This window comes from Hydrobacter penzbergensis, from assembly GCF_900106985.1.
In the GTDB taxonomy this organism is placed as follows: Bacteria; Bacteroidota; Bacteroidia; order Chitinophagales; family Chitinophagaceae; genus Sediminibacterium; species Sediminibacterium magnilacihabitans.
This window is the reverse complement of the sequence record NZ_FNNO01000010.1, coordinates 19,081-40,011: the sequence shown is the minus strand read 5'-3', so window position 1 is coordinate 40,011 and position 20,931 is coordinate 19,081. Positions and strand designations below refer to the sequence as shown.

Annotated in this window: 22 protein-coding genes, 1 tRNA gene and 1 riboswitch; of the genes, 6 read left to right on the top strand and 17 right to left on the bottom strand. The window is 43.1% G+C overall.

Features of this window, described 5'->3' with window-relative positions:
* Entirely contained in the window at window positions 1–1,398 is a 1,398-nt protein-coding gene (locus BLU98_RS11670; RefSeq protein ID WP_092724251.1) for an MATE family efflux transporter, read from the bottom strand.
* Between the two features lie 97 nt (window positions 1,399–1,495).
* Here BLU98_RS11670 and BLU98_RS11665 point away from each other — a divergent pair, with 97 nt between their 5' ends.
* Entirely contained in the window at window positions 1,496–2,110 is a 615-nt protein-coding gene (locus BLU98_RS11665; RefSeq protein WP_092724249.1) for a thiamine phosphate synthase, read from the top strand.
* On the opposite strand, the gene moeB is transcribed toward BLU98_RS11665, so the two are convergent.
* From moeB to thiS, 7 genes are read right to left on the bottom strand one after another with little or no spacing between them, the layout of a single operon-like run.
* Window positions 2,094–3,155, bottom strand: a complete 1,062-nt coding sequence (gene moeB / locus BLU98_RS11660) for a molybdopterin-synthase adenylyltransferase MoeB (RefSeq protein ID WP_092724247.1) — start codon at window positions 3,153–3,155, stop codon at window positions 2,094–2,096. The genes BLU98_RS11665 and moeB overlap by 17 nt on opposite strands.
* Complete coding sequence (thiH, locus tag BLU98_RS11655) at window positions 3,155–4,258, bottom strand: 2-iminoacetate synthase ThiH (protein WP_092724245.1); 1,104 nt, start codon at window positions 4,256–4,258, stop codon at window positions 3,155–3,157. Before thiH ends, moeB begins: the two co-directional genes overlap by 1 nt.
* A gap of 9 nt (window positions 4,259–4,267) precedes the next feature.
* Window positions 4,268–5,041 carry a thiazole synthase gene (locus BLU98_RS11650; RefSeq protein ID WP_092724243.1) on the bottom strand — a complete coding sequence of 258 codons (774 nt, stop codon included), beginning with the start codon at window positions 5,039–5,041 and terminating at the stop codon, window positions 4,268–4,270.
* Window position 5,042: 1 nt separating this feature from the next.
* The gene (locus BLU98_RS11645; RefSeq protein ID WP_092724241.1) at window positions 5,043–5,678 is read right to left on the bottom strand and encodes a thiamine phosphate synthase; all 636 of its coding nucleotides are present in this window, start codon (window positions 5,676–5,678) and stop codon (window positions 5,043–5,045) included.
* On the bottom strand, window positions 5,662–6,441 hold the full coding sequence (locus BLU98_RS11640; RefSeq protein ID WP_257574930.1) for a hydroxymethylpyrimidine/phosphomethylpyrimidine kinase: 780 nt from the start codon (window positions 6,439–6,441) through the stop codon (window positions 5,662–5,664). The genes BLU98_RS11645 and BLU98_RS11640 overlap by 17 nt, the downstream gene beginning before the upstream one ends.
* A gap of 5 nt (window positions 6,442–6,446) precedes the next feature.
* Window positions 6,447–8,309 carry a phosphomethylpyrimidine synthase ThiC gene (thiC, locus tag BLU98_RS11635; RefSeq protein ID WP_092724237.1) on the bottom strand — a complete coding sequence of 621 codons (1,863 nt, stop codon included), beginning with the start codon at window positions 8,307–8,309 and terminating at the stop codon, window positions 6,447–6,449.
* Window positions 8,310–8,319: 10 nt separating this feature from the next.
* Window positions 8,320–8,523, bottom strand: coding sequence for a sulfur carrier protein ThiS (gene thiS, locus BLU98_RS11630; protein WP_092724235.1), 204 nt, complete (start codon window positions 8,521–8,523; stop codon window positions 8,320–8,322).
* A gap of 61 nt (window positions 8,524–8,584) precedes the next feature.
* A riboswitch (TPP riboswitch) is annotated at window positions 8,585–8,678 on the bottom strand.
* Between the two features lie 193 nt (window positions 8,679–8,871).
* Between thiS and BLU98_RS11625 the strand changes: the two genes are divergently transcribed.
* The 4 genes from BLU98_RS11625 to BLU98_RS11610 all read left to right on the top strand — a co-directional run bounded on the left by BLU98_RS11625 (window position 8,872) and on the right by BLU98_RS11610 (window position 11,824).
* Window positions 8,872–9,624, top strand: coding sequence for an aspartyl/asparaginyl beta-hydroxylase domain-containing protein (locus tag BLU98_RS11625; protein WP_092724233.1), 753 nt, complete (start codon window positions 8,872–8,874; stop codon window positions 9,622–9,624).
* Between the two features lie 48 nt (window positions 9,625–9,672).
* Window positions 9,673–9,746 (top strand) — tRNA-Pro (locus BLU98_RS11620).
* Between the two features lie 119 nt (window positions 9,747–9,865).
* Entirely contained in the window at window positions 9,866–11,200 is a 1,335-nt protein-coding gene (locus BLU98_RS11615) for a BamA/TamA family outer membrane protein (protein ID WP_139173908.1), read from the top strand.
* A gap of 48 nt (window positions 11,201–11,248) precedes the next feature.
* Entirely contained in the window at window positions 11,249–11,824 is a 576-nt protein-coding gene (locus BLU98_RS11610) for a hypothetical protein (RefSeq protein ID WP_092724229.1), read from the top strand.
* Between the two features lie 66 nt (window positions 11,825–11,890).
* Here the strand turns inward: BLU98_RS11610 and BLU98_RS18100 are convergent, their stop codons facing one another.
* The 9 genes from BLU98_RS18100 to BLU98_RS11570 all read right to left on the bottom strand — a co-directional run bounded on the left by BLU98_RS18100 (window position 11,891) and on the right by BLU98_RS11570 (window position 19,523).
* On the bottom strand, window positions 11,891–11,965 hold the full coding sequence (locus tag BLU98_RS18100; RefSeq protein WP_371937902.1) for a hypothetical protein: 75 nt from the start codon (window positions 11,963–11,965) through the stop codon (window positions 11,891–11,893).
* 4 nt (window positions 11,966–11,969) lie between these two features.
* Entirely contained in the window at window positions 11,970–12,233 is a 264-nt protein-coding gene (locus BLU98_RS11605) for a HepT-like ribonuclease domain-containing protein (protein ID WP_257574929.1), read from the bottom strand.
* Entirely contained in the window at window positions 12,226–12,519 is a 294-nt protein-coding gene (locus BLU98_RS11600) for a nucleotidyltransferase family protein (protein ID WP_092724388.1), read from the bottom strand. The genes BLU98_RS11605 and BLU98_RS11600 overlap by 8 nt, the downstream gene beginning before the upstream one ends.
* Window positions 12,520–12,587: 68 nt before the next feature.
* Window positions 12,588–13,067: a DUF6691 family protein gene (locus tag BLU98_RS11595; protein ID WP_257574928.1), complete on the bottom strand. Its 480-nt coding sequence runs from the start codon at window positions 13,065–13,067 to the stop codon at window positions 12,588–12,590.
* 2 nt (window positions 13,068–13,069) lie between these two features.
* Window positions 13,070–13,633 (bottom strand): YeeE/YedE family protein, encoded by a 564-nt coding sequence (locus tag BLU98_RS11590; RefSeq protein WP_092724225.1) that lies wholly within the window; start codon window positions 13,631–13,633, stop codon window positions 13,070–13,072.
* Between the two features lie 58 nt (window positions 13,634–13,691).
* Window positions 13,692–13,952, bottom strand: coding sequence for a hypothetical protein (locus BLU98_RS17850; protein ID WP_092724223.1), 261 nt, complete (start codon window positions 13,950–13,952; stop codon window positions 13,692–13,694).
* Window positions 13,953–14,102: 150 nt separating this feature from the next.
* Window positions 14,103–15,308 (bottom strand): GAF domain-containing sensor histidine kinase, encoded by a 1,206-nt coding sequence (locus BLU98_RS11580; protein WP_092724221.1) that lies wholly within the window; start codon window positions 15,306–15,308, stop codon window positions 14,103–14,105.
* A 102-nt stretch (window positions 15,309–15,410) separates the two neighbouring features.
* On the bottom strand, window positions 15,411–16,628 hold the full coding sequence (locus BLU98_RS11575; RefSeq protein ID WP_092724219.1) for a glycoside hydrolase family 88 protein: 1,218 nt from the start codon (window positions 16,626–16,628) through the stop codon (window positions 15,411–15,413).
* Between the two features lie 120 nt (window positions 16,629–16,748).
* Window positions 16,749–19,523: a glycosyl hydrolase gene (locus BLU98_RS11570; protein ID WP_092724217.1), complete on the bottom strand. Its 2,775-nt coding sequence runs from the start codon at window positions 19,521–19,523 to the stop codon at window positions 16,749–16,751.
* Window positions 19,524–19,827: 304 nt separating this feature from the next.
* Between BLU98_RS11570 and BLU98_RS11565 the strand changes: the two genes are divergently transcribed.
* Window positions 19,828–20,859, top strand: coding sequence for a GntR family transcriptional regulator (locus tag BLU98_RS11565; protein WP_092724215.1), 1,032 nt, complete (start codon window positions 19,828–19,830; stop codon window positions 20,857–20,859).
* Window positions 20,860–20,931 lie beyond the last annotated feature (72 nt).

Here is a 20,931-nt window from a genome sequence, read left to right as displayed (position 1 = left end):
TTATATTTTCACCGTCTTCCATTTACCCCTGCGGAACAATAATACGCTGGAAATAGTAACACAGGTTTCGGTTACTACAATGGCAATGAATACACCTTTGGGACCCATTTGCAAATTGATAGCCAGCAAGTAGGCAAATGGTATTTGGAATATCCAGAACCAGAACAAATTGATCCAGGTGGGTGTGCGGCTGTCACCTGCTCCGTTGAATGCATTGATCATTACCATACCCACTCCATAAAATATATATCCCAGGCTGATGATGCGCAAAGCTGTTACAGCTGTTTTGATCACTTCGGGATCGGTGTGGTTGATGAGTCCTACAAAAAATTCTGCACCTACTATAAATAATAAGGAAACGAAAGTCATGAAGAGCGCATTGTAGCGGGCGGTTTTCCATACAGACTCTTCCGCACGCGCCGGTTGTTGTGCTCCCAGGTTTTGTCCCACCAGCGTGGCAGCCGCATTGCTGAGTCCCCATGCCGGCATGAGGAAGAACACAATCCATCGGAAAGCAATGGTATAACCAGCCACTGCTTCACTACCGAAATCAGCCGTGATGCGCGCCATCACCATCCAGCTGGCCGACGCTACCAAAAACTGCATGGTCGCCGTAACGGCAACATTCATCAGGGATTTCAATATGTTCCAATCGGGTATGAAATGCCGTGTATGGATCTTAATGATCCCTTTTCCTTTGAATAAGCGGTACACCTGGTAGCAAACACCAATGCCGCGGCCGGTAGTAGTAGCCATTGCAGCGCCGGGCAGGCCAAAGAAATGGATCAGCAAAGGGCAAAGGATAATGTTACAGATATTGGCCAGCCATAGACTGCGCATGGCAATGGTAGCATCGCCTGCGCCCCTGAATATGCCATTGATAAGGAACAACAGCATGATCACAATATTACCCGTTAACATGATGCGGGTATAGCGGTGGCCCATGCTGACTACCTGCGCATCGGCGCCCATCAGGGTCAATATTTTTTCGGCGAAGAAAATACCGATAAGGCTGATGATCACGCTGAGCACAAAAGCCAGTAACGCAGATTGTGCGCCTGCTTTGGCTGCCCCATCGGGGTTTTTCTCACCCACACGCCTGGCCACCATTGCTGTTGCGGCCATGCTTAAACCAATGGCCACAGAATAAACAACCATGAGGAATGATTCTGTTAAGCCTACGGTAGCCGCCGCTCCCGGGCCCAACTTTCCCACGAAAAAAATATCTACAATGGCAAATACCGACTCCATACACATTTCCAGTATCATGGGAACGGCCAGCATGAATACGGCTTTGCGTATGCTGCCCTGGGTAAAATCCTGGTGTTCGCTTTGCAATGCTTCCCTGAAATAGGCAGCAATTCCTTTCTTAACAGTTGTATCGTTTGTTGTTGTCATCTTTTATGCGCTGGCAGGGTGAAAGGTACTCAAGCTAAGTTTTTTTGAAAAATGCTACCTTGAAAACAGGATAAGCGGTTGTAAATTTACCTTACCAATGAAACTGATCGCTATTACACCCGAAAATACCGTGCCGGAGGAAGCTTCGCTGGCAAATCAGTTGTTTCAACTGGGGCTCGACAGATTACACCTGCGTAAAAAAGATTTCGGTAGCGATCAATACCATGCTTACCTGCAACAAATTGATCCGGAGTATCATCATCGTATTGCAGTGCACGAGCAGTTCGACCTGGTGCTTACCTATCATTCACTGGGGTTGCATTGCAAGAACCATGTGCTGCACGATCAAACACAGATGAGCCGGATATTGGAACTATACCCGATATCTCTGTCAGCCTCTGTACATTCCTGGCGGGAAGTGGAAGAGAACAATTATCCACTTAATTATGTTTTCATCAGTCCTGTTTACAATAGTATTTCTAAAAAAGGATACCAGGCATCGATCGACCTCAATTATTTACAATCATTGAAAGATAATGCCGCAACCGATTTACCTGCTGTTGTGGCGCTGGGTGGTGTTACGCATGCGCATATTCCTGAATTATTTCAAAAAGGATTTGATGGTGTGGCTGTATTGGGCGCTATTTGGGAAGAAGCTGATCCCCTGGCTGCTTTCGGCAAGATCAAAAATGCGATCAGCGAATGTCTTTGATGCCGTTTGCCAAACTCAGCACATGGTTAAAGCCCTTTTCTTTTAATATGCTTACAGCTTTCGCGCTCCTGATACCGGATGCACAATACAATACATAAGTCTGTGCGGGATTCAGCTGTGTTGCTTGCTGAGGCAATGCAGATAATGGTATATGCATGCCGCCGATGTGAAACAATTGTCGCTCTTCTAATTCTCTTACATCAATTAGTGCTACCGGCGTTGTTGCACTCATCGCTTGCAATGCTTCATAAGAAATGGTATCGGCAGGTAGTGTAGCACAGTCGAATGCATAATCGCTCAATTGCCTGATCTGTTTATTGCCGGCAATCGCTTCAAAACGGAACTCTTGTAGCTGCATGTTCAATGCATTGATCACCAGGAGGCGGCCCGACAAGGTTTCCCCGATTCCGGTAACGAGCTTGATCACTTCATTGGCCATGAGGGTGCCTACTATACCAGGCAATGTAGCGATCACACCAATAGTGGCGCAATCGGGCGCTTCATCGTTTCCGGGTGGTTCGGGGAATACACAACGATAAGTAGGTCCATCACCCCAATTGAATACCGATACCTGTCCCTCGAATTTGAAAATAGAACCGAAGACCAAAGGCTTGCCTGTGATTACACAGGCATCATTTACCAAATACCTGGTGGCAAAATTGTCAGAACCATCTACAATGAGGTCGTATCCTTCAAACAAGGATAAGATATTGCCTTTGGTAACTGTAATTGCATGCGCGTGTACTTGTATGAACGGATTCAGCAGCCGCATTTTTGCTGCTGCCACCTGGGCTTTGGATTGGCCAATATCTTCCCGCGTATATAACACCTGCCTTTGCAGGTTACTGGTTTCTACTTTGTCTCCATCGGCAATACCCAGTGTACCAATGCCGGCAGCAGCGAGGTACTGTGCAGCAGGGCATCCTAACCCGCCTGCACCAATGAGCAATACTTTGGCTTGTTGCAGCTTCAATTGCCCCGCTGTACCAATCTCCGGCAATATTAGTTGCCGGCTATAACGTTCTATTTCTTCTTGTGATAACATTATGCAAAAGCTTCCCAGTCTTTCCACACGGCTTTGTATCCCTGTCGCTCTATCATACGCACTACTTCTGCCGGACTGCGGCTGTCGTCAATTTCAAACTGCTCCAACGATTCTACTGCGGTTACATAACCACCCGGGTTTGTTTTAGAACCGGCGCTGATGCTGGTGATACCCAGTTGAATGATATGATCGCGGAATTTTTCATTTTCGCGGGTCGACATTGACAACTCCACTTCTTCGTTAAAAATACGCCAGGCACAAATCAGTTGTACCAACTCTTTATCATTCATCACCACTTTGGGTTCTATCAATCCTTCTGCAGGTCTTAACCTGGGAAAAGAGATGCTGTATTTTGTTTGCCAGTAAGTTTTCTCCAGGTATTGCAAATGCAGGGCGGTAAAAAAATTATCGGTGCGCCAGTCTTCCAGTCCAATCAAAACACCCAGTCCAATCTTATGAATACCGGCCTTGCCAAGCCTGTCGGGCGTGGCGAGGCGGTAATAGAAATTAGATTTTTTTCCTTTGGTGTGGTGCAGTTTGTAATCGTCTTTATGATAGGTTTCCTGGTACACCAGCACCGTATGCAGTCCCGCATCGATCAGTGTTTCGTATTCGTCTTGCTCCAGCGGCTGTACTTCCATCGACACATTGGCAAACTGTTGTTTCAATAAAGTAATAGCATTTTTCAGGTAATCAACACCTACGGTTCTGTTCGCTTCACCTGTAACCAGCAGTACGTGTTCAAATCCTTGTTGCTTCAGGTAACCGGCCTCCTGCTGAATCTCGGAAGGCGATAGCGTTTTGCGTGGTATCTGGTTATGCAGACTGAACCCACAATACGTGCATATATTCTGGCATTCGTTCGAAAGATATAAGGGAATATACAATTGCAGTGTTTTGCCAAAACGCTTTTGTGTAAGGCGATGGCTCAGCATGGCCATCTCTTCGAGATAAGGCATGGCTGCGGGAGAGATCAATGCTTTGAAATCTTCCAGGTTGCGTTTGTTTTTGCGCAAAGCAACTTCCACATCTGCCGCTGTTTTACGGTAGATGCTTTGCTTTATCTCATCCCACTGATATTGATCGAATAGCTCCTGGAACATAGGGGTTGTTTAGAGTTCTGCTAAAAATTGTGTGAACGGACTGCTCGCGTGCGCATGATCACTCACTGCACCCAAACCTGCCAACCACGCCTTTCTTCCTGACTCCACCCCTTGCCTGAAGGCAAGGGCCATAGTTATGGGGTCGCCAGCAACAGCGATGGCGGTGTTTACCAATACTGCATCGGCGCCTAGTTCCATGGCGGCCGCAGCATGGCTGGGTGCGCCTATCCCTGCATCAACGATCACGGGTACATTGCTTTGTTCAATGATGATTTGCAGGAAATCAATCGTTTTCAATCCTTTGTTACTTCCAATGGGCGAACCTAGCGGCATTACAGCAGCAACACCTACTTCTTCGAGCCGCTTGCACAGCACCGGATCGGCATGGATATAGGGTAATACAATGAAGCCGAGTTTCACCAGTTCTGCTGCTGCTTCCAGCGTTTCAACGGGGTCGGGCAACAAGTATTTGGGATCGGGATGGATCTCGAGTTTGAGCCAGTTCGTTTCCAACGCTTCCCTGGCCATTTGCGCGGCGAACACTGCTTCTTTTGCATTGCGCACACCCGATGTATTGGGCAATAAGTGTATGGAAGGATGACGAAGATGTTTCAATATATCATCGTCGTCGTCTTTTTCTATACGTTTCAACGCCATCGTTACCAATTCGGTTCCGGAAGCGAGCAAAGCTTCTTCCATCAACTGGTGGTTACCGAATTTGCCGGTTCCTGTAATGAGGCGACTGTTGAATGATTGTCCGCCTATGATCAATGCATCTTTCATCTCAAACGGTTTTAATGGTATGATGGTTACACAACTCAACAAATGCACGCGCGGCTTTTTTCACTTTCGGGGCCTGTGAAATAGCAGCGGAAACAGCAACACCATGCAAACCCGTTTCCAGTAAAAGCGGCACGTCTTCTGCACAGATGCCGCCGATACCCACCACGGGTGGAATAACCAATCCTTCCTGTATCAATTGTTCAAAAAGAGCGTGGTAGCCTTGCAATCCTAATACAGGACTCAGTTTTTCTTTGGTAGTGGTGAAACGATAAGGGCCTAATCCAATATAGTCCGCCGGACCTTTGGCAATTTTTCGCAGGTCTTCCAGTGTGTTGGCCGTGCATCCAATGATATAATCATTGCCCAGGATGGCCCTGGCTTTCGACAGCGGCATGTCTTCTTTTCCTATATGCACGCCATCGGCACCAATATCCAACGCCAGCGATACATTGTCGTTGATGATCAGTTTTGCCTGGTGCTCACGACAAACAGCAAGTACATCCAATGCTGTTGTTTTGTAAGCTTCATAAGTAATATTTTTCAGCCGCAACTGTATCCAGTCAACACCGGCTTCGCAGGCCATACGTGCCAGGTCGGCAGATGTGGTGATGTATTGTAGTTTACTGATTTGTTTCATGATGAACCGGGTATTGATGATATCCTAACAATGTTTGATTGCTGGATAAAAATAAATGTGTGTACCTGCCTGCATTTTCTGCTGCTGTTGGCAGGTCTTTTCCCAAAGCAAGTTGCGTGGCCAATGCAGCAGATAATACGCAGCCGCTTCCGTGTTTTTCGCCGTAGGCGATCCTGGGTTGCTGGTAAGTATAGGTTGTGTGTTCTGCATACAATGTATCGGTAGCCATGACTTCTGTTGCATGTCCGCCTTTCAGGTAAATGGCGCAGTATTCACTGTTCTCCAGTAATTGTTGGTGCAATGCTGCTCCTTCACCAAAAAGTTGTTCTGCTTCAGGGATATTGGGTGTAATAACGCTGATCTGTTTCATCACTGCTTGTAATCGTCTCTTGTCTATGCGATCATGAAAAGAGAATCCTGCACTCGCTTTCAATATAGGATCCCAGGTAATGACGGCACCGGCATGATGGGCTTTGATGAAAGTAACCAGTTCTTCCAGTACTTCGAGGCTTTCGATGAGTCCGATCTTGTAATGATGTGTTTGAAATCTTTTGAACAACACGGTCAGTTGTTCTTTGATCGTTTCAACCGGTATCCATTCGGTCTTTTCAAAAGCGATATCGTTCTGGAATGTATTGGCCGATAATACCCCCAATCCATATCCGCCATTGGCTTCAATGGTTTTGATATCGGCCAGTATGCCGGCTCCGCCGCTGGGGTCGAAGCCTGCAATACTCAATACATATGGTCGGGTTGTTTTCAAAACAATTATATATAGATCTCAGATCCCTGCTCTTTGAATTCTTTCGCTTTCTCTTCCATACCGGTTGCTACTTCCAGTCCTTTTTTTGCTGCGTCCCTGATGTCCTGCGTGATCTTCATAGAGCAGAAATGCGGTCCGCACATGGAACAGAAATGGGCCAGCTTGGCGCCCTCAGCCGGCAATGTTTCGTCGTGGAAACTGCGTGCTGTATCGGGGTCGAGTGACAGGTTGAACTGGTCTTCCCAACGGAACTCGAACCTCGCTTTGCTGAGTGCATTATCCCTGTATTGTGCGCCAGGGTGGCCTTTGGCCAGATCGGCTGCATGGGCGGCGATCTTGTAAGCGATCACTCCGTCTTTCACGTCTTTTTTATTGGGCAGGCCTAAGTGTTCTTTGGGCGTTACATAACAAAGCATAGCAGTACCATACCATCCGATCATCGCTGCACCAATAGCAGATGTAATATGATCATAACCGGGCGCGATATCGGTTGTCAATGGCCCCAGTGTATAGAAAGGCGCTTCGTGGCATTCTTTCAATTGTTTGTCCATGTTCTCTTTGATGAGGTGCATGGGTATATGACCCGGCCCTTCAATCATCACCTGCACATCGTGTTTCCAGGCGATCTTGGTGAGTTCTCCTAAAGTTTCCAATTCGGCAAACTGCGCAGCATCATTGGCATCGGCAATAGAGCCGGGGCGCAATCCATCTCCCAATGAAAAACTTACATCATACGCTTTCATGATCTCACAGATATCTTCGAAATGGGTATAGAGGAAATTTTCTTTGTGATGTGCCAGGCACCATTTGGCCAGTATGCTGCCTCCGCGCGAAACAATGCCGGTAGTACGGTTGGCTGTGAGCGGAATATAACGCAGCAGCACGCCTGCATGGATGGTAAAATAATCCACGCCTTGCTCGGCTTGTTCTATTAATGTGTCTTTAAAAATTTCCCAGGTAAGATCTTCGGCCTTTCCGTTCACTTTTTCCAGCGCCTGGTAAATTGGAACGGTTCCTACAGGCACAGGGCAATTGCGGATGATCCATTCCCTTGTTTCATGGATGTTCTTGCCGGTAGAGAGATCCATCAGCGTATCGCCACCCCAGCGGCAGCTCCAAACTGCTTTGTCTACTTCTTCCTCGATAGAAGAGGTAACGGCAGAATTGCCAATATTCGTATTGATCTTCACCAGGAAGTTACGCCCGATGATCATAGGTTCTGCTTCCGGGTGATTGATATTAGACGGGATGATGGCGCGACCGGCCGCTACTTCATCCCGTACAAATTCGGGTGTGATCTTTTTCAGCGGCGTATTGGCGCCGAAACTGTCTCCGGGATGTTGGTGATTGTTGACATCGTGCTGGTTGATCGCATCGATGCGCTGGTTCTCACGGATGGCAATGTATTCCATCTCCGGTGTAATGATGCCCTGCTTTGCATAATGCAATTGAGTAACATTTTTCCCTTTGATGGCTTTGTATGGTTTTTCTATGTGTTCAAACTGAAGCGGTTTCAGTTTTTCATCATTCAAACGCTGGTTGCTGTAGGCGGAAGAAAAAGCATCCTGCTTTTCCACGTCGTTCCTGTTGATGATCCAGGATTCACGCAGCCTGGGCAAGCCTTTGCGCAGATCGATGGAAACTGCAGGATCGGTATAAGGGCCGCTCGTGTCGTATACGGTTACGGGTGCATTGGCAACGGTTTCTTCTTTTCCAAAAGAATGATTCACCGTATCGCCTACGGTTATTTCGCGCATGGCCACCTGGATATTGTGCAGTTTGCCCGGCACATAAATTTTGCGTGAGCCGGTGAGCGGCGTGCGAACGATCAGGTCGTCCTGCGAAACGGGTGTTTTGTCTTTTTTCATGGTTGTATTTTTATCCGCCCTGTGAAGCGCGTATTAAGACCAGGGAGTCGTTGGGTTGTAATGAATGAGTGGACCAGTTTTCCTTTTTGACGATGGTATTGTTTACAGCAACCGCCACACCATTGAACGATTGTACCTGCATGGATTGCAGTGCCTGCAACACCGTAGCGTGCTCAGGAAGATCCTGTTGTTGATTATTGACAGAAACAATCATACCGCAGATTAAGAATGAAAGAATAAGGAACAGGTACTTTAAGGGAGAAAATAAGAGATGCGGAGCATCGGTTACTTTTTCCTGCGCAGGCATTATCCTGATCAGGTGCGAGGGTATGATCTCAGCCTTTCTTATTGGCACCCCTAAAGCAGAACGAAAGTAAGACAGTTATCCGATTTACGCCGTTTAAATTTTCAATACGCCATTGGACAATGTGTAATGTCTGCTGCTTTTGTATAATATTTTATAAATTGGTAAATTTGCATGACTGGCAAAGCACCCGGGTACTGACAGATGTAATAAAAATTAATTTTGTTTCTGAATTTGGAAACCTTTTAAACGTCTAGTATGCCTAATAACCTACAATCAAAACTGTCGCATTTTTTCACTTTACAAATAGCCAATCGTGTTTTAATGGGATTGGGGAATTTGATGACCCCTTTTTCAAAAGTGAGCAGCAAACCTATCCTGCCAAAAGAAGAATTTCCCTGGGCAAAAATTCTGGAAGACAATTGGGAGAACATTCAGGCGGAGGCGCACGCCCTGCTGGCCAGCCAGAACGATCTTCCCAATATCCAGGATATACAACCTGCTGAATCGTTGCTCACAACCGATAATAAATGGAAAACTTTTTTCCTGCAGGGCTTCGGACATAAAGCAGAAAAGAATCGCGAGCGCTGTCCGGCTACTGCTAAAGTATTAGATCAGATCCCCGATTTACTGACCGGATTTTTTTCCATCCTTCATCCGGGCAAACATATTCCTGCGCACAAGGGCATCTTTAAAGGAATTGTAAGAACCCATCTCGGGCTGATCATTCCGGGTAAACCCGGTGAGTGCCGTATGCGTGTGGACAGAGAGTATATTCATTGGGAACAGGGTAAAGCCGTTTTCTTTGACGATACCTATAACCACGAAGTATGGAATGACTCAGATGGCATCCGTGTGGTGTTATTGATCGATACCAAACGCCCTTACAGCAAAATAGGAGAGCGCATCAACAACTTCGTGATCAACAGCATTACGAATTCCATTTATGTAAAAGACGCGCTGAAGAAGAACGAGGATTGGGAGAAAATGTACTATAAGGTACTGGCTTAACTGTGAAAATCTTAATTTAGCATCTCTGAATGAGATCATCATTGGTTTCGGGATGTAGCGCAGCCCGGTAGCGCGCTTCGTTCGGGACGAAGAGGTCGCTGGTTCGAATCCAGTCATCCCGACTTCGCCCGCCAGAGTTTCAGTGACGGCGGGCTTTTGTTTTTTTATACACGCTGTTCTTGAGGCGGGCTTCGTCGGGCAACGCCCGACAAGAGTTCGGTATCTTTACAACCAGGCGGCGTTGCCCACCATAGCTTCAGCGACGGTGGGTGGAGCTTCGCCGATAATAAAAGAAATAAGGCAAAACCTGCTTCTTTTAATTATAAAAAATTATTTTGCACTTAAACTACCCTGTATGCATCTTAAGGCTGCACCCTTATTGGTTATTTGTATAACTATGTCGCAGCATTTATTTTCACAAGCAGATTCATCGAAACCCATTACAAACAGAAAAGATTCGGTTACTATTCCCGATAAAGATTTAAAAGACGTGTTCAGTAGAAAAAGGGCAGACAAAAAAATTGATTCGCTTGCCGGGAAACAAAAAACTAAAAAATATTTTTTGACTGTACTTCCAGGTGCAGGATATACTTTACAAACCGGTTTTGCAGGATTGATCGGCGCCAATATTGGTTATTATAATGATAAAGGAGAGGACGCAAAAATCTCCGCTATTACAACCAGTCTTACTTACTCTCAATATAATCAAATCATTTTCCCATTATATGCAGATATATGGTCAAAAGGAGGTAAGTATAATTTCATTTCGGATAACCGGTATATTTCTTATCCTTCTGATATTTTTGGTCTAGGCGGGGCAACAGATCCAAACCAGAATCATACGATTGACTTTAATCTAATCAAGCTGCACCAAACAATTCTAAAAAGAGTCTACAAAGATTTCTATGCCGGAATCGGGTTTTATTATGATTATTTCTGGAAAATCAAAGTAATTGATCCGCAAACCAGATTGATCAATGTGTTTATACAAAAAGAGATCGGTAATAATGCAACCGCAAGTGGTCCCGTTTTTAAATTATTATATGATTCAAGGGCTAATCAAATAAACCCTGAAAAAGGTAATTTTTTAAATGTGGTATTAAGGCAAAACCTGCAAGAATTGGGCAGCGATGATGAATGGGCGTCTCTTTTGATTGACGCCAGAAAGTATATAAATTTCCCGAGGGGTTCTAAAAACACATTAGCTTTTTGGAGTTATAACTGGTTAACACTTGTCGGGGATCTTAACTATTTATTGTTGCCAAGTACTGCATGGGATGATCAATACAACACAGGAAGAGGCTATGTACAAAGCAGGTTCAGGGGAAAACAAATGACTTATTTCGAAACAGAATACAGGTATGGCATTTCCCGTAATGGATTGCTTGGAGGTGTTGTATTTTTTAATGTTGAACATTTTTCCGGAAACCTCAGACCATATAATACTTTATTGCCGGGTTATGGCGCAGGGATACGTGTAAAACTCAATAAAAAGTCTGGCGCGAATCTTTGTTTGGATTATGGGTTTGGAAATGGCAGCAGTGGGTTTTATGTAAACTTAGGTGAGGTGTTCTAATTCTTTAATAGTGATGTTAATAGATGGATTTAAATAAATAATCAAACTATGAAAAGATATTTAGTATACGGTTTAATATTTTCCGTTGTGTCAGTTGCCTGTGGCAAAACAAGCGATAACAATGTAAGTTCTCCCTACTTTTTAAATGCATACATACAGAATGTAAAGTATTCAACAAGTTCTGTATCAACATTTGTTTTGCCTAATCAGCAGGGTTGTGTGTCAAATAAAAGTTACAACATAACAAATATTGGTCAGATAAATGTAGATGCTTATTATTTAGACTGTTATATTAAACATTACAGCAACAATCTTGATTTTGCTCCCATTAAACCGGGTCCTCATAGAATTTTTGATGGGGGTTTATTGCTTTCAACGAGTGGCTGTAATGGTGATTTAGTGATTGGCTTGATAGATAATAGCATTCCCAGCCTTTTTAGCAACACAGTATTAGCGCCAGCCAATGTGGTAAATAATATAACAAGTATTACAAAAAGAGATTCAACGGCTACTTACGTAACTTATATTGTGAAAGGGAATTTTTCCTGTAATTTTAAAAACACCAACAATGTGGTTATTCCCGTTGTTGGAAGCTATAATATTCCTCTAAAAGAAGCTAAATAAGAGAAACTTTTCGGTCGTTTTGCAGGAGAAATATTTGGGCGGAAGTAGTACTAGCTTTAAGTCCTGTTAATTGGTCGAAATTAAACTTGAAATCTTTTGCAACAAATCCGGCAAACGGTATTGAATGGTGTCCCAAACAATCTGATTATTGATGCCAAAATATTCGTGAATAATAAAATTCCGGAAGTCCTTTTATAATACGCCATTCAACACTGGGGTGTAGCTTTTTAAAATCATCGGTAATTCGCGATGCAGCTTCTCCAATAATTTCGAAATTTCTTTCTACTGCGTCTTTTGTCTTTGAATCAGCCTCATAAGATTCAAAAGTCATTCCTGCTGTATACTCCAGAATTTTTTCAATTGAAACCTTAATATCTGTAAGTAGTAAGGATAGATTACGTTCAGACATGGATAAGGCTTTTCTCTACATAAGGTAAGTATTGAGGCTTTATGCCTTTGCGGGAAACGATATCAACCTTCTGGTTAAATGTGTCCTCCAATTCGTGGGCAAGTCGTATATATTCAAACCCATCGATCCTTTCATTGAAATCAACGAGAATGTCAATGTCACTTTGCTCGTTGAAATCCCCTCTTGCATAAGAGCCAAAAACGCCCAATTCAGAAATCGGATACTTGCCTTGCAAGTATGCCTTTTTCTCTTTTAAAATGGTCAATATTTGGCTGGTCGTGTACATGAGAATAAATTTACTAAAAAATTCCAAGCTTCTATCGTTGACAATCCTGCATTAGAGTAGCTATATTATCAGTGTGGTAATTTTTCCCGGAACCTTCCATAGGTCCAGGTTCCCGCTATGGCGCTCAACAATGTTATAATAACCACTGTGGCGCCACTGCCGATTTGTGCAAACAGCGGGCCCGGACAGGCGCCAGTAATTGCCCAGCCAAAGCCGAAAAGCAAGCCTCCATAGATCATTCCTTTATTGAACTTTTTTGGCGCTATTGCAATGGGTTCTCCGTTAATAGTTTTCAGGTTGAATTTTTTTATCAGGAAAATAGAAATCATACCAACCATAATGGCGGAGCCGATGATGCCAAACATGTGAAAACTCTGAAAGCGGAACATCTCCTGTATCCTGAACCAGGATATGACTTCACTCTTGATCAACAGGAAACCAAAGAAGATCCCAGCCAATAAGAATTTCAGGTTAATAACAACAGTGCTTGTTGCTTGTGTTGCATTCCTGGTAGTTTCTTTCGTATTGTAAGCAACAGTATTTTCCATCATTAGATTTTTAAAATAACCGGTAAAATAAAATTAGCAACTACGAATCCGCCCGTCATAAAACTAATGGTGGCTACCAATGAAGGCCATTGCAAATTGGAAAGTCCGGATATGGCGTGACCGGAAGTGCAGCCACCGGCATAACGTGTTCCGAAACCAATTAAAAAACCTCCGCCTATGATACACACAAATCCTTTCAGCGTGAACAATCCTTGCCAGTTTACTACTTCATGGGGTATTACCTGTTTGTAATCGGTAATTCCATAACTGTTCAATTCATTCAGCAGCTTAGGGTTCAGGTGGATGCTGTTATAATCGAACAGCCATTGCCAGGTAATAAAAGCGCCAATCGCAATACCTGCTACGAAAAACAAATTCCATACTTCCTGTTTCCAGTTGTATTTGAAAAAAGGAATGTTGGCCGGAAAGCAGGCCGCACAAACATGCCGGAGACTCGAGGAGATACCAAATGCTTTGTTGCCGAGTAATAAAAGCAGCGGCACCATTAACCCTATCAGCGGGCCTGAAACATACCAGGGCCAGGGCTGTTTTATAATCTCTAACATACAATAGATTTTACGATTGAATGGAACAAGAATTCTCTCAGCAAGGTACTATCTCTTTCTAATAATGCCTGGCAAACAATCTATTGTTCAGCCACTCTTTTATCTTCAAAAGATCATCATCATTGCATTTCATCCTGTAATAAATGATCAACGAAGAAACAAAAGTCAGGCTGCCTATAAAAACAATGGAAGCATTCATTCCAATGGCATCGGCAATGATGCCCGTAATGATGGCGCCAATGGCATAACCTAAATCTCTCCAGAGCCGGAATACACCCAGGTAAAAAGGATAGGGCCGGAGTCCGTACTGACCTGCCACCTACAAAGGCATTGATGATCATCAGCAGGGTAAACTGTCGCCAGTTCTCTCTTAATCCAAGTTTTATTGTTGCCATTGTATTTTTTTTATACTACTGCGCAACGTCTACAATGAGGCAGTTAATACACGCATATACATTGAACAAATGTGTTATATTCTCTCAACATTAACAGTAACAGTAAAGGTTGTACCATTTCCTGGCGAAGAAACGATCTGCATTTCTCCCTTAAGATCATCTACTAATCGTTTTACCAGTGGCAGGCCAAAACCGAAACCCGCTTCCCCTTCCGTACCTGCTGTGGATTCTTTTTCTTTATTTAGTATTTTCAATATTTCGGAATCTGTAAGTCCTATTCCCGTATCACTGACAACGATCTTCAAATTGTTATGTAAATCTTTACCTATAGTAAGACATAGGCCTACTTCTACCTTCCCACCGGCCGGTGTAAATTTTATGGCATTGGTAACCAGATTGCCAATAATCTGTGTTATTTTATTTTTTGGAAAATGGACATCTGTATTCGATGAAGCATCGATTTGGATTTTTAAAACAATGTCTTTATTGTGGGCTTGCGGACTATACAATTGTTCCAGCTTATTTTTTAAAGACTTTATGGTGTATGCCTCCTTTCTAGACTGTTGTTTATTCATTTCGGCTCTGTCTTCCTGTCGCAAAATTTCACTTAAAAGATCCAGCAGAGAGTTGCCGGCTTTGTAAATCATCTGTACAAATTCCAGCACTTCTTCTTTAGACAGGTCTTGCGATTGCTCGTTGATTATCTTGGTTAGTCCTATGATTCCCGCCAGTGGCCCCCTTATGTCATGGGCTACCTTTTGTTGGTTATATTTAGCTAACTCTGCGCTGCTTTTTAACTCCCGAATGATTTTGAGTGTTTCAAGTCTGCTCACTACTTCGCGCGCTACTATTTTCAGTAGGTCAATTTTTTCAGGCGACAATTCTTTTTCTGCTTTATCCAAGACACATAAAGCGCCTAAATTAAAACCACCACTGGTAGTCAGGGGAACACCGAAATAATAGTCAACATAAGGCTCGCCTGCGACATAATACTTTTTTTTGAAACGTTCATCCTCAGATAACTTTTTTACTTCAAACCGCTGAGGCACCTTGATGGTGTACTGGCAAACAGATTCTTCTTTGGGCATTTGCTCTATATTGAGACCATAATTGGCGATGGTCCATTGGGTATAAGAATCTATCAGGTTGATCAACGAAATATCTGTTCCGGCGATCTTTGCAGCCAGTCTTGTTAAATCTTTAAATGAATCCGAAATTTCCAGGTAATCAATATCGAACTGGGATAGTGTCCAAACTCTTTCTTCTTCGTTAAATGACATAGGGTTTTAGTATATAGCGTATTAAACATATAATCTTCGACTGCTGAATATAACATTTAATCAGAATATCCCCACTTTAAAATGAATAAAATTGAGTTCATTTCAATTCCTTACAAACAAACCACTGTCTATTTTTTTATACCGTACCATCGCCTCAACGAAATAATAGTCTCCATAAGTCAATGGCACATCCACTTCGGATTTATTGGGCATGTGACCAACACCATGTTTCAATATAAAACCGCCGTTTTCTCCTGCCTTCGCTTTATACATATCGGTAGACAATGTCCTGAGCACTTTCTCCGCTGCTGACAGGTATTTTTTAGCCCGTTGCCTGTCTGTATATCGGTACAATTCTATCCATGCCGATGCCATGATGGCCGCTGCCGAAGCATCCCGCAAAGCATGGGGTACATCCGGCGCATTGAAATCCCAGTAAGGAATGCCATCTGCCGGATAGTTGGGGTGGTTCAAAATAAAATCGGCGATATGTTCTGCCTCGTGCAAGTAAGTTGTATCTTTTGTTTCACGATACATCACCGTATAACCATACAATCCCCATGCCTGTCCACGTGCCCAGGCAGAAGCATCTGCATAACCCTGCACTGTTTTCCTGGCAATGACAGCACCGGTCTGCGGATCATAGTTCACCATATGGTAAGAACTGTAATCAGGGCGGAAATGATTTTTCATAGTAGTGTTGGCATGCGACACAGCTATTTTATAAAAAGAGGAATCGCCCGATTGACGGGTAGCCCAGAAAAGCAATTCCAGGTTCATCATGTTATCTATGATCACCGGGAATTTCCAATTGGTGCGGTCCCAGGATTTAATACAACCTACCTGTGCGTTATAGCGCGTTGCCAAAGAACGGGCGCTGTTCATGAGAATATCAATGTTCTCCTGAGAGGAGCTTATCTTATTAGCAGTACCAAAACTGCAATACATCATAAAACCCAGGTCGTGGGTAGTGGCATTATACTGTTCTTTTTGCAGGAAATGCATACTTTTTTCCGCTGCATGGTATAAAGCCGTGTCCTTTGTTTGCTGATACAGATACAACAATGTTCCCGGGTAAAAACCGCTGCACCACCAACCGGATGAACTGAATTCATACTGATCCTTTGTTGGGAAATAGGTTTTGGGAAATTTTTGTTCCGGGAGTTTTGCCGTCAGCAGTTTATACTGCGCGGCAGCGTCTTTGAAATTCTTATCAATGGCAGACAACAATTTTTTGTCTGCATGAAAGGATTTTGCCTGTTGCGATGTTGCATTCAGGCACCAAAAGCTGATGCAACAAAAAAAGAGTATTGATCTCATATGGCGGGCTGTTTGTATTATTTGAAGTTCTATTCCATTAGGTTGCAATATAAGGGGTGCTTTCTTCATCTGCACAGATAGAAGCCTGGTTGATTGAATTATTGTTTTATCGAAAAAAAATCATTTCGAATAGTTTACAGGAATGATCCTTACGGCTCCGCCCAATCCAGATGGCTGGACTTTCCAATCGGAAGCATCGAAATTTTTATAATTGATATTTACAAAATTTATTTCATGATATTTCCTCCACTCCAGCCGATGCCTGTCCATATAACGGATGCGATTAGCCATCAGGTTGCAAACTTCTATTTCAATGGTGTTTTTACCTGCTTTTAAATATTGACCTATTTTCAGTTTGAAAGGAATGCTCCAGATAATACCGGCATCTTTTCCATTGATCTTTATTTTTGCGCTCTCATACAATTGATCCAATTGCAAAAAATAATCGTCTGCCGTCTTGGTGTTTAATTGGAAGCTGGTTGAATACACAGCGGAACCCGAAAAATATTGCGTTGTTGAATCTTCGGTGAACCTGGTCCAGGGTTGCAATCGTTTCATTGTTCTATCTACCGGGATGAACGGACCTCCATCGGTAAAATGTAATTTCCAATCATTGTTCAATACAATAGCGTTTTGTTGAGCCGACAAATAATGCCATCTCTTTGTGTTGGCCACACTATGGGTGGCTTTAACGATCATGGCTTCGCCGGGTTGCAATTGCAGTTTGACCTGCACATTGTTTTCCTGTCGACGAAATGAAGTAAGTCCTGTTTCTCCCGTTTGCGGATCCATCAAGACAATAGCTTCGGCCCTGGCATTTAACGAAATCCAGTCATTAATGATCTTAGGCGTGTGATTAACAATATAATAGTATTTACCATTATTGATTCTTCTCCTGGTGAACTTCAACCCCTGGTCGGTAAGCGTTTCGCGATTAATCTTTACAAATTTAAGTGCCTCTTCAACATCTCCCGTGATGATGATGCGTCCTTTTCCTACAAAAGCTTCTTTAATGCCGTTGGTTTTCTGCACAGCGGCAACAGAAGTCATCAATTCTTTTAACCGTTTTCTATTGCTTTCCAAGTTACCCAGACCTGGCACATCTTCCGGGAATTGTTGCAATACAATCACTGCACCTTCTTTAGCCAACCGGAGGATCTGTTCAAAAGTAGATACAGGCATGTATTTACAACTTGAAACAAGCAATGTTTTGTATGCAGCTCCCTTTAGTGAAATTTTTATATTCCCGTTTTCGACGCTTGCTTCTTTTAACATCCTGTCTGAAGAAAAATCGAATGAATACCCCTGACGTTGTAAATGGGTAAGGTTTTTATAGAATGCTGTGGGATGCAGCCAGACATCGATATCATGCACTTGAAATGGCATATCCAGGCCTTCGGTAGCCGACCAGCTATCATATACGGGCCAATAAGCCAACACTTCATTATCTGGTTCCCCGCTCTGTAAAACAGACTGGCATCTTGTTATGTATTCATTCAATCCTTTCAAATGCGGCCATAAGCTGTTGTTAGGCACAAAATTCACTGATGCGTAGAACAGCCATCCCGGCCATGTCGCATCCACAGGTGAATAAGTGGTTCCATGATAAAATACATGGTTGATTCCCGCCAAAAAAACCTGTTCTACTTCGGGCTTGCACTGGCTCCAGGATGTCTTAAAATGTTCGGTGAGCCAGGTGAAGGTCTCATTGGAAGTCAATTTCTTTCCAGTAACATGCGCGGCAGAAGAGGCAAATTTCAGCATGTTGGGGTCGGGATCTACATTCCGGATGTCTTCGCTGTCTCTCCTCAATCCTGGTATGTTGAACGCAGAGCTGCCAAATGTTTCAGATTCCGGGATATCAACTGCTGCATATAAATCCAGCAAATTTCCGGGAGAGCCATGAGCCTGGTTGGTGTTTAACGCTTTTTTGCTGTGCGCCCAATCAGTGAATTTCTTCGTAAAATGCTGCAGCATCAAATCACTCATCGTTTCCCGGTAATCAGATTTAACCCGCGCAGTAATTTCATCATCCGATTTTACAACCAGTTGTTTGATATAGGGCCTCAGATCGTATCCTCTTTTTTTCACAAACTCATTAAAAAAATCGGCGGTCCAATCGGCATTATACACTTCGTAACTGTCATTAAAAAAAGAACGAACGCCATGATTGGAGTTTCCAAAAGCCGTATCGAATGTTTTAAAATAATTTATACTCGCATTGGAAGAGAAATGATCCAATGTATAACCCTCGCCACCGGCTGCGGCACGCTTGACCATTTGCCGCGTTTTCCCAACAAACAAGACAAAAATCTTCCAGTTACCCATTTGAGGTTGCCATTGCAAGCTCCCATCCGGTAAAACATGGTTGGTTATCACAACCGATTTGCCATTTTCATCATAAGCGGTAACAGTACTTAGGAATACACCAGGCAGGCCCTTTTGTTTACCATCGTTCAATACAATCTTGTCTTTAAGCATTTCTCCGGCTTTCAGTGTATAAGTTTGAACGATCATTTTTGTTGCTGCATCCGTTATGCTCACCTGTGGCCCGCCGATGGGCCAGCCGGTTCCTACAGAAATATCAACCCCCATATTGAACGACGCCGTTTTGCTAACCGTATAGTCAAGCATTTTCATCCATTGCGGCGACAAATAGTTGATATACTTTTTCTCGTATCCTATAGCGCCGTAAATGGGCACCACTTCCACTCCGCCGAAACCCGCTTCATTAAAGGGTTTCAGCTGCCGGTCAAGTCCGGCTTTATCCACTGCACTACCCATCCACCACCAGCGCGTCCATGGTTTTGTTTCTTTATTGATGGCAGGCCATTGTTGAGCATAACCTTGCACAACAGACAGCATCATAATGGAAGCAATGATTCTTTTGAACATTGTATGCAATCGGTTTTATTACCTGAAACAGGATATACAAGATAAAAAAGAGGTCCTAATATAGCTTCCAGACTGCGTTCATACATCCTGATCCATCCTGCCTCCATAAGATTAAACGCAGGCTTATGGCAAATAGAAAACCTCTTTGTTCAGCTGCATAATATCACTGATCTTTAAAATTAGTAATAACAGAAAAGATTCCATCATGCACCATCATGTTTTGATCCCTTCGCAAATCCGCTACTAGCCTACATAAGCCGGGTTTATAAAAAAATCATACTTTTAGAATGAACTTTATAAAAGCATGAAAAGAAATTCGCTTTTAAAACTCATTTCGATCGACTACTTTTCTGCTACCCCAAAGTATTTGCAATTGGCGAATGCAATTATCAAGGGAGTGACCGATGGTATAATAAAAAAAGATGATTTACTTCCTTCTATCAATGATTTGAGTTTCGAGTTTGAAATATCCAGGGATACTGCCGAAAAAGGCTATAAATATTTAAAGGAAATTGGTTTGCTGGGTTCGGTTCCGGGTAAAGGATATTTTATTAATAAGGTCGATATAAAAAGAGAACTGAAAATATTCCTGCTTTTTAACAAATTGAGTCCGCACAAAAAAGTGGTGTATGATGCTTTCGCAGATTCTCTCATAGATATTGCCTCCATTGATTTCTATATCTATAATAATGATTACGGCTTTTTTAAACGGTTGATCCAAAATGCCAAGCGCGACTATACCCATTACGTGATCATCCCACATTTCATCGAAGGAGGTGAACATGCACACGAGATCATCAATACGATCCCAACAGATAAACTGATCCTGCTGGATAAATTACTACCTGGTGTTCAGGGAAATTTTTCTTCAGTGTACGAAGATTTTGAAAGTGATATATATTGTGCACTGGAGCAGGCATTGCCCCAACTCAGTAAATACCATACGATAAAGATCATCTTTCCTAAAGACAGTTATTTTCCGCAGGAGATCTTAAAAGGGTTTTATAAGTTTTGCCAACAGTATGCTTTCAGCTATAAGGTCATTCATACAATAGAGAACGAGCCCATCAAGGAAGGAAACGTGTACCTGAGCCTGATGGATTCGGATCTTGTTCTCTTAATTGAAAAGATCCTTGTTACGAAGTTGAAGGTAGGAAAGCATGTAGGAGTGATCTCTTATAATGAATCTCAAATGAAAAAGATCATTTTAAATGGCATCACCACTATATCAACCGATTTTGAAATGATGGGAAAAAGGGCTGCAGAACTCATTACTTCCAATACCATTGACCACGTACCCATTCCCTTTTCATTAACCCTCAGGCCTTCATTGTAAATATGGTTGAAAGAGGGGCCAACTGGAAAGCCGGCCCCGTATGTTAATCATAAACTACATCCCGGATAAGAA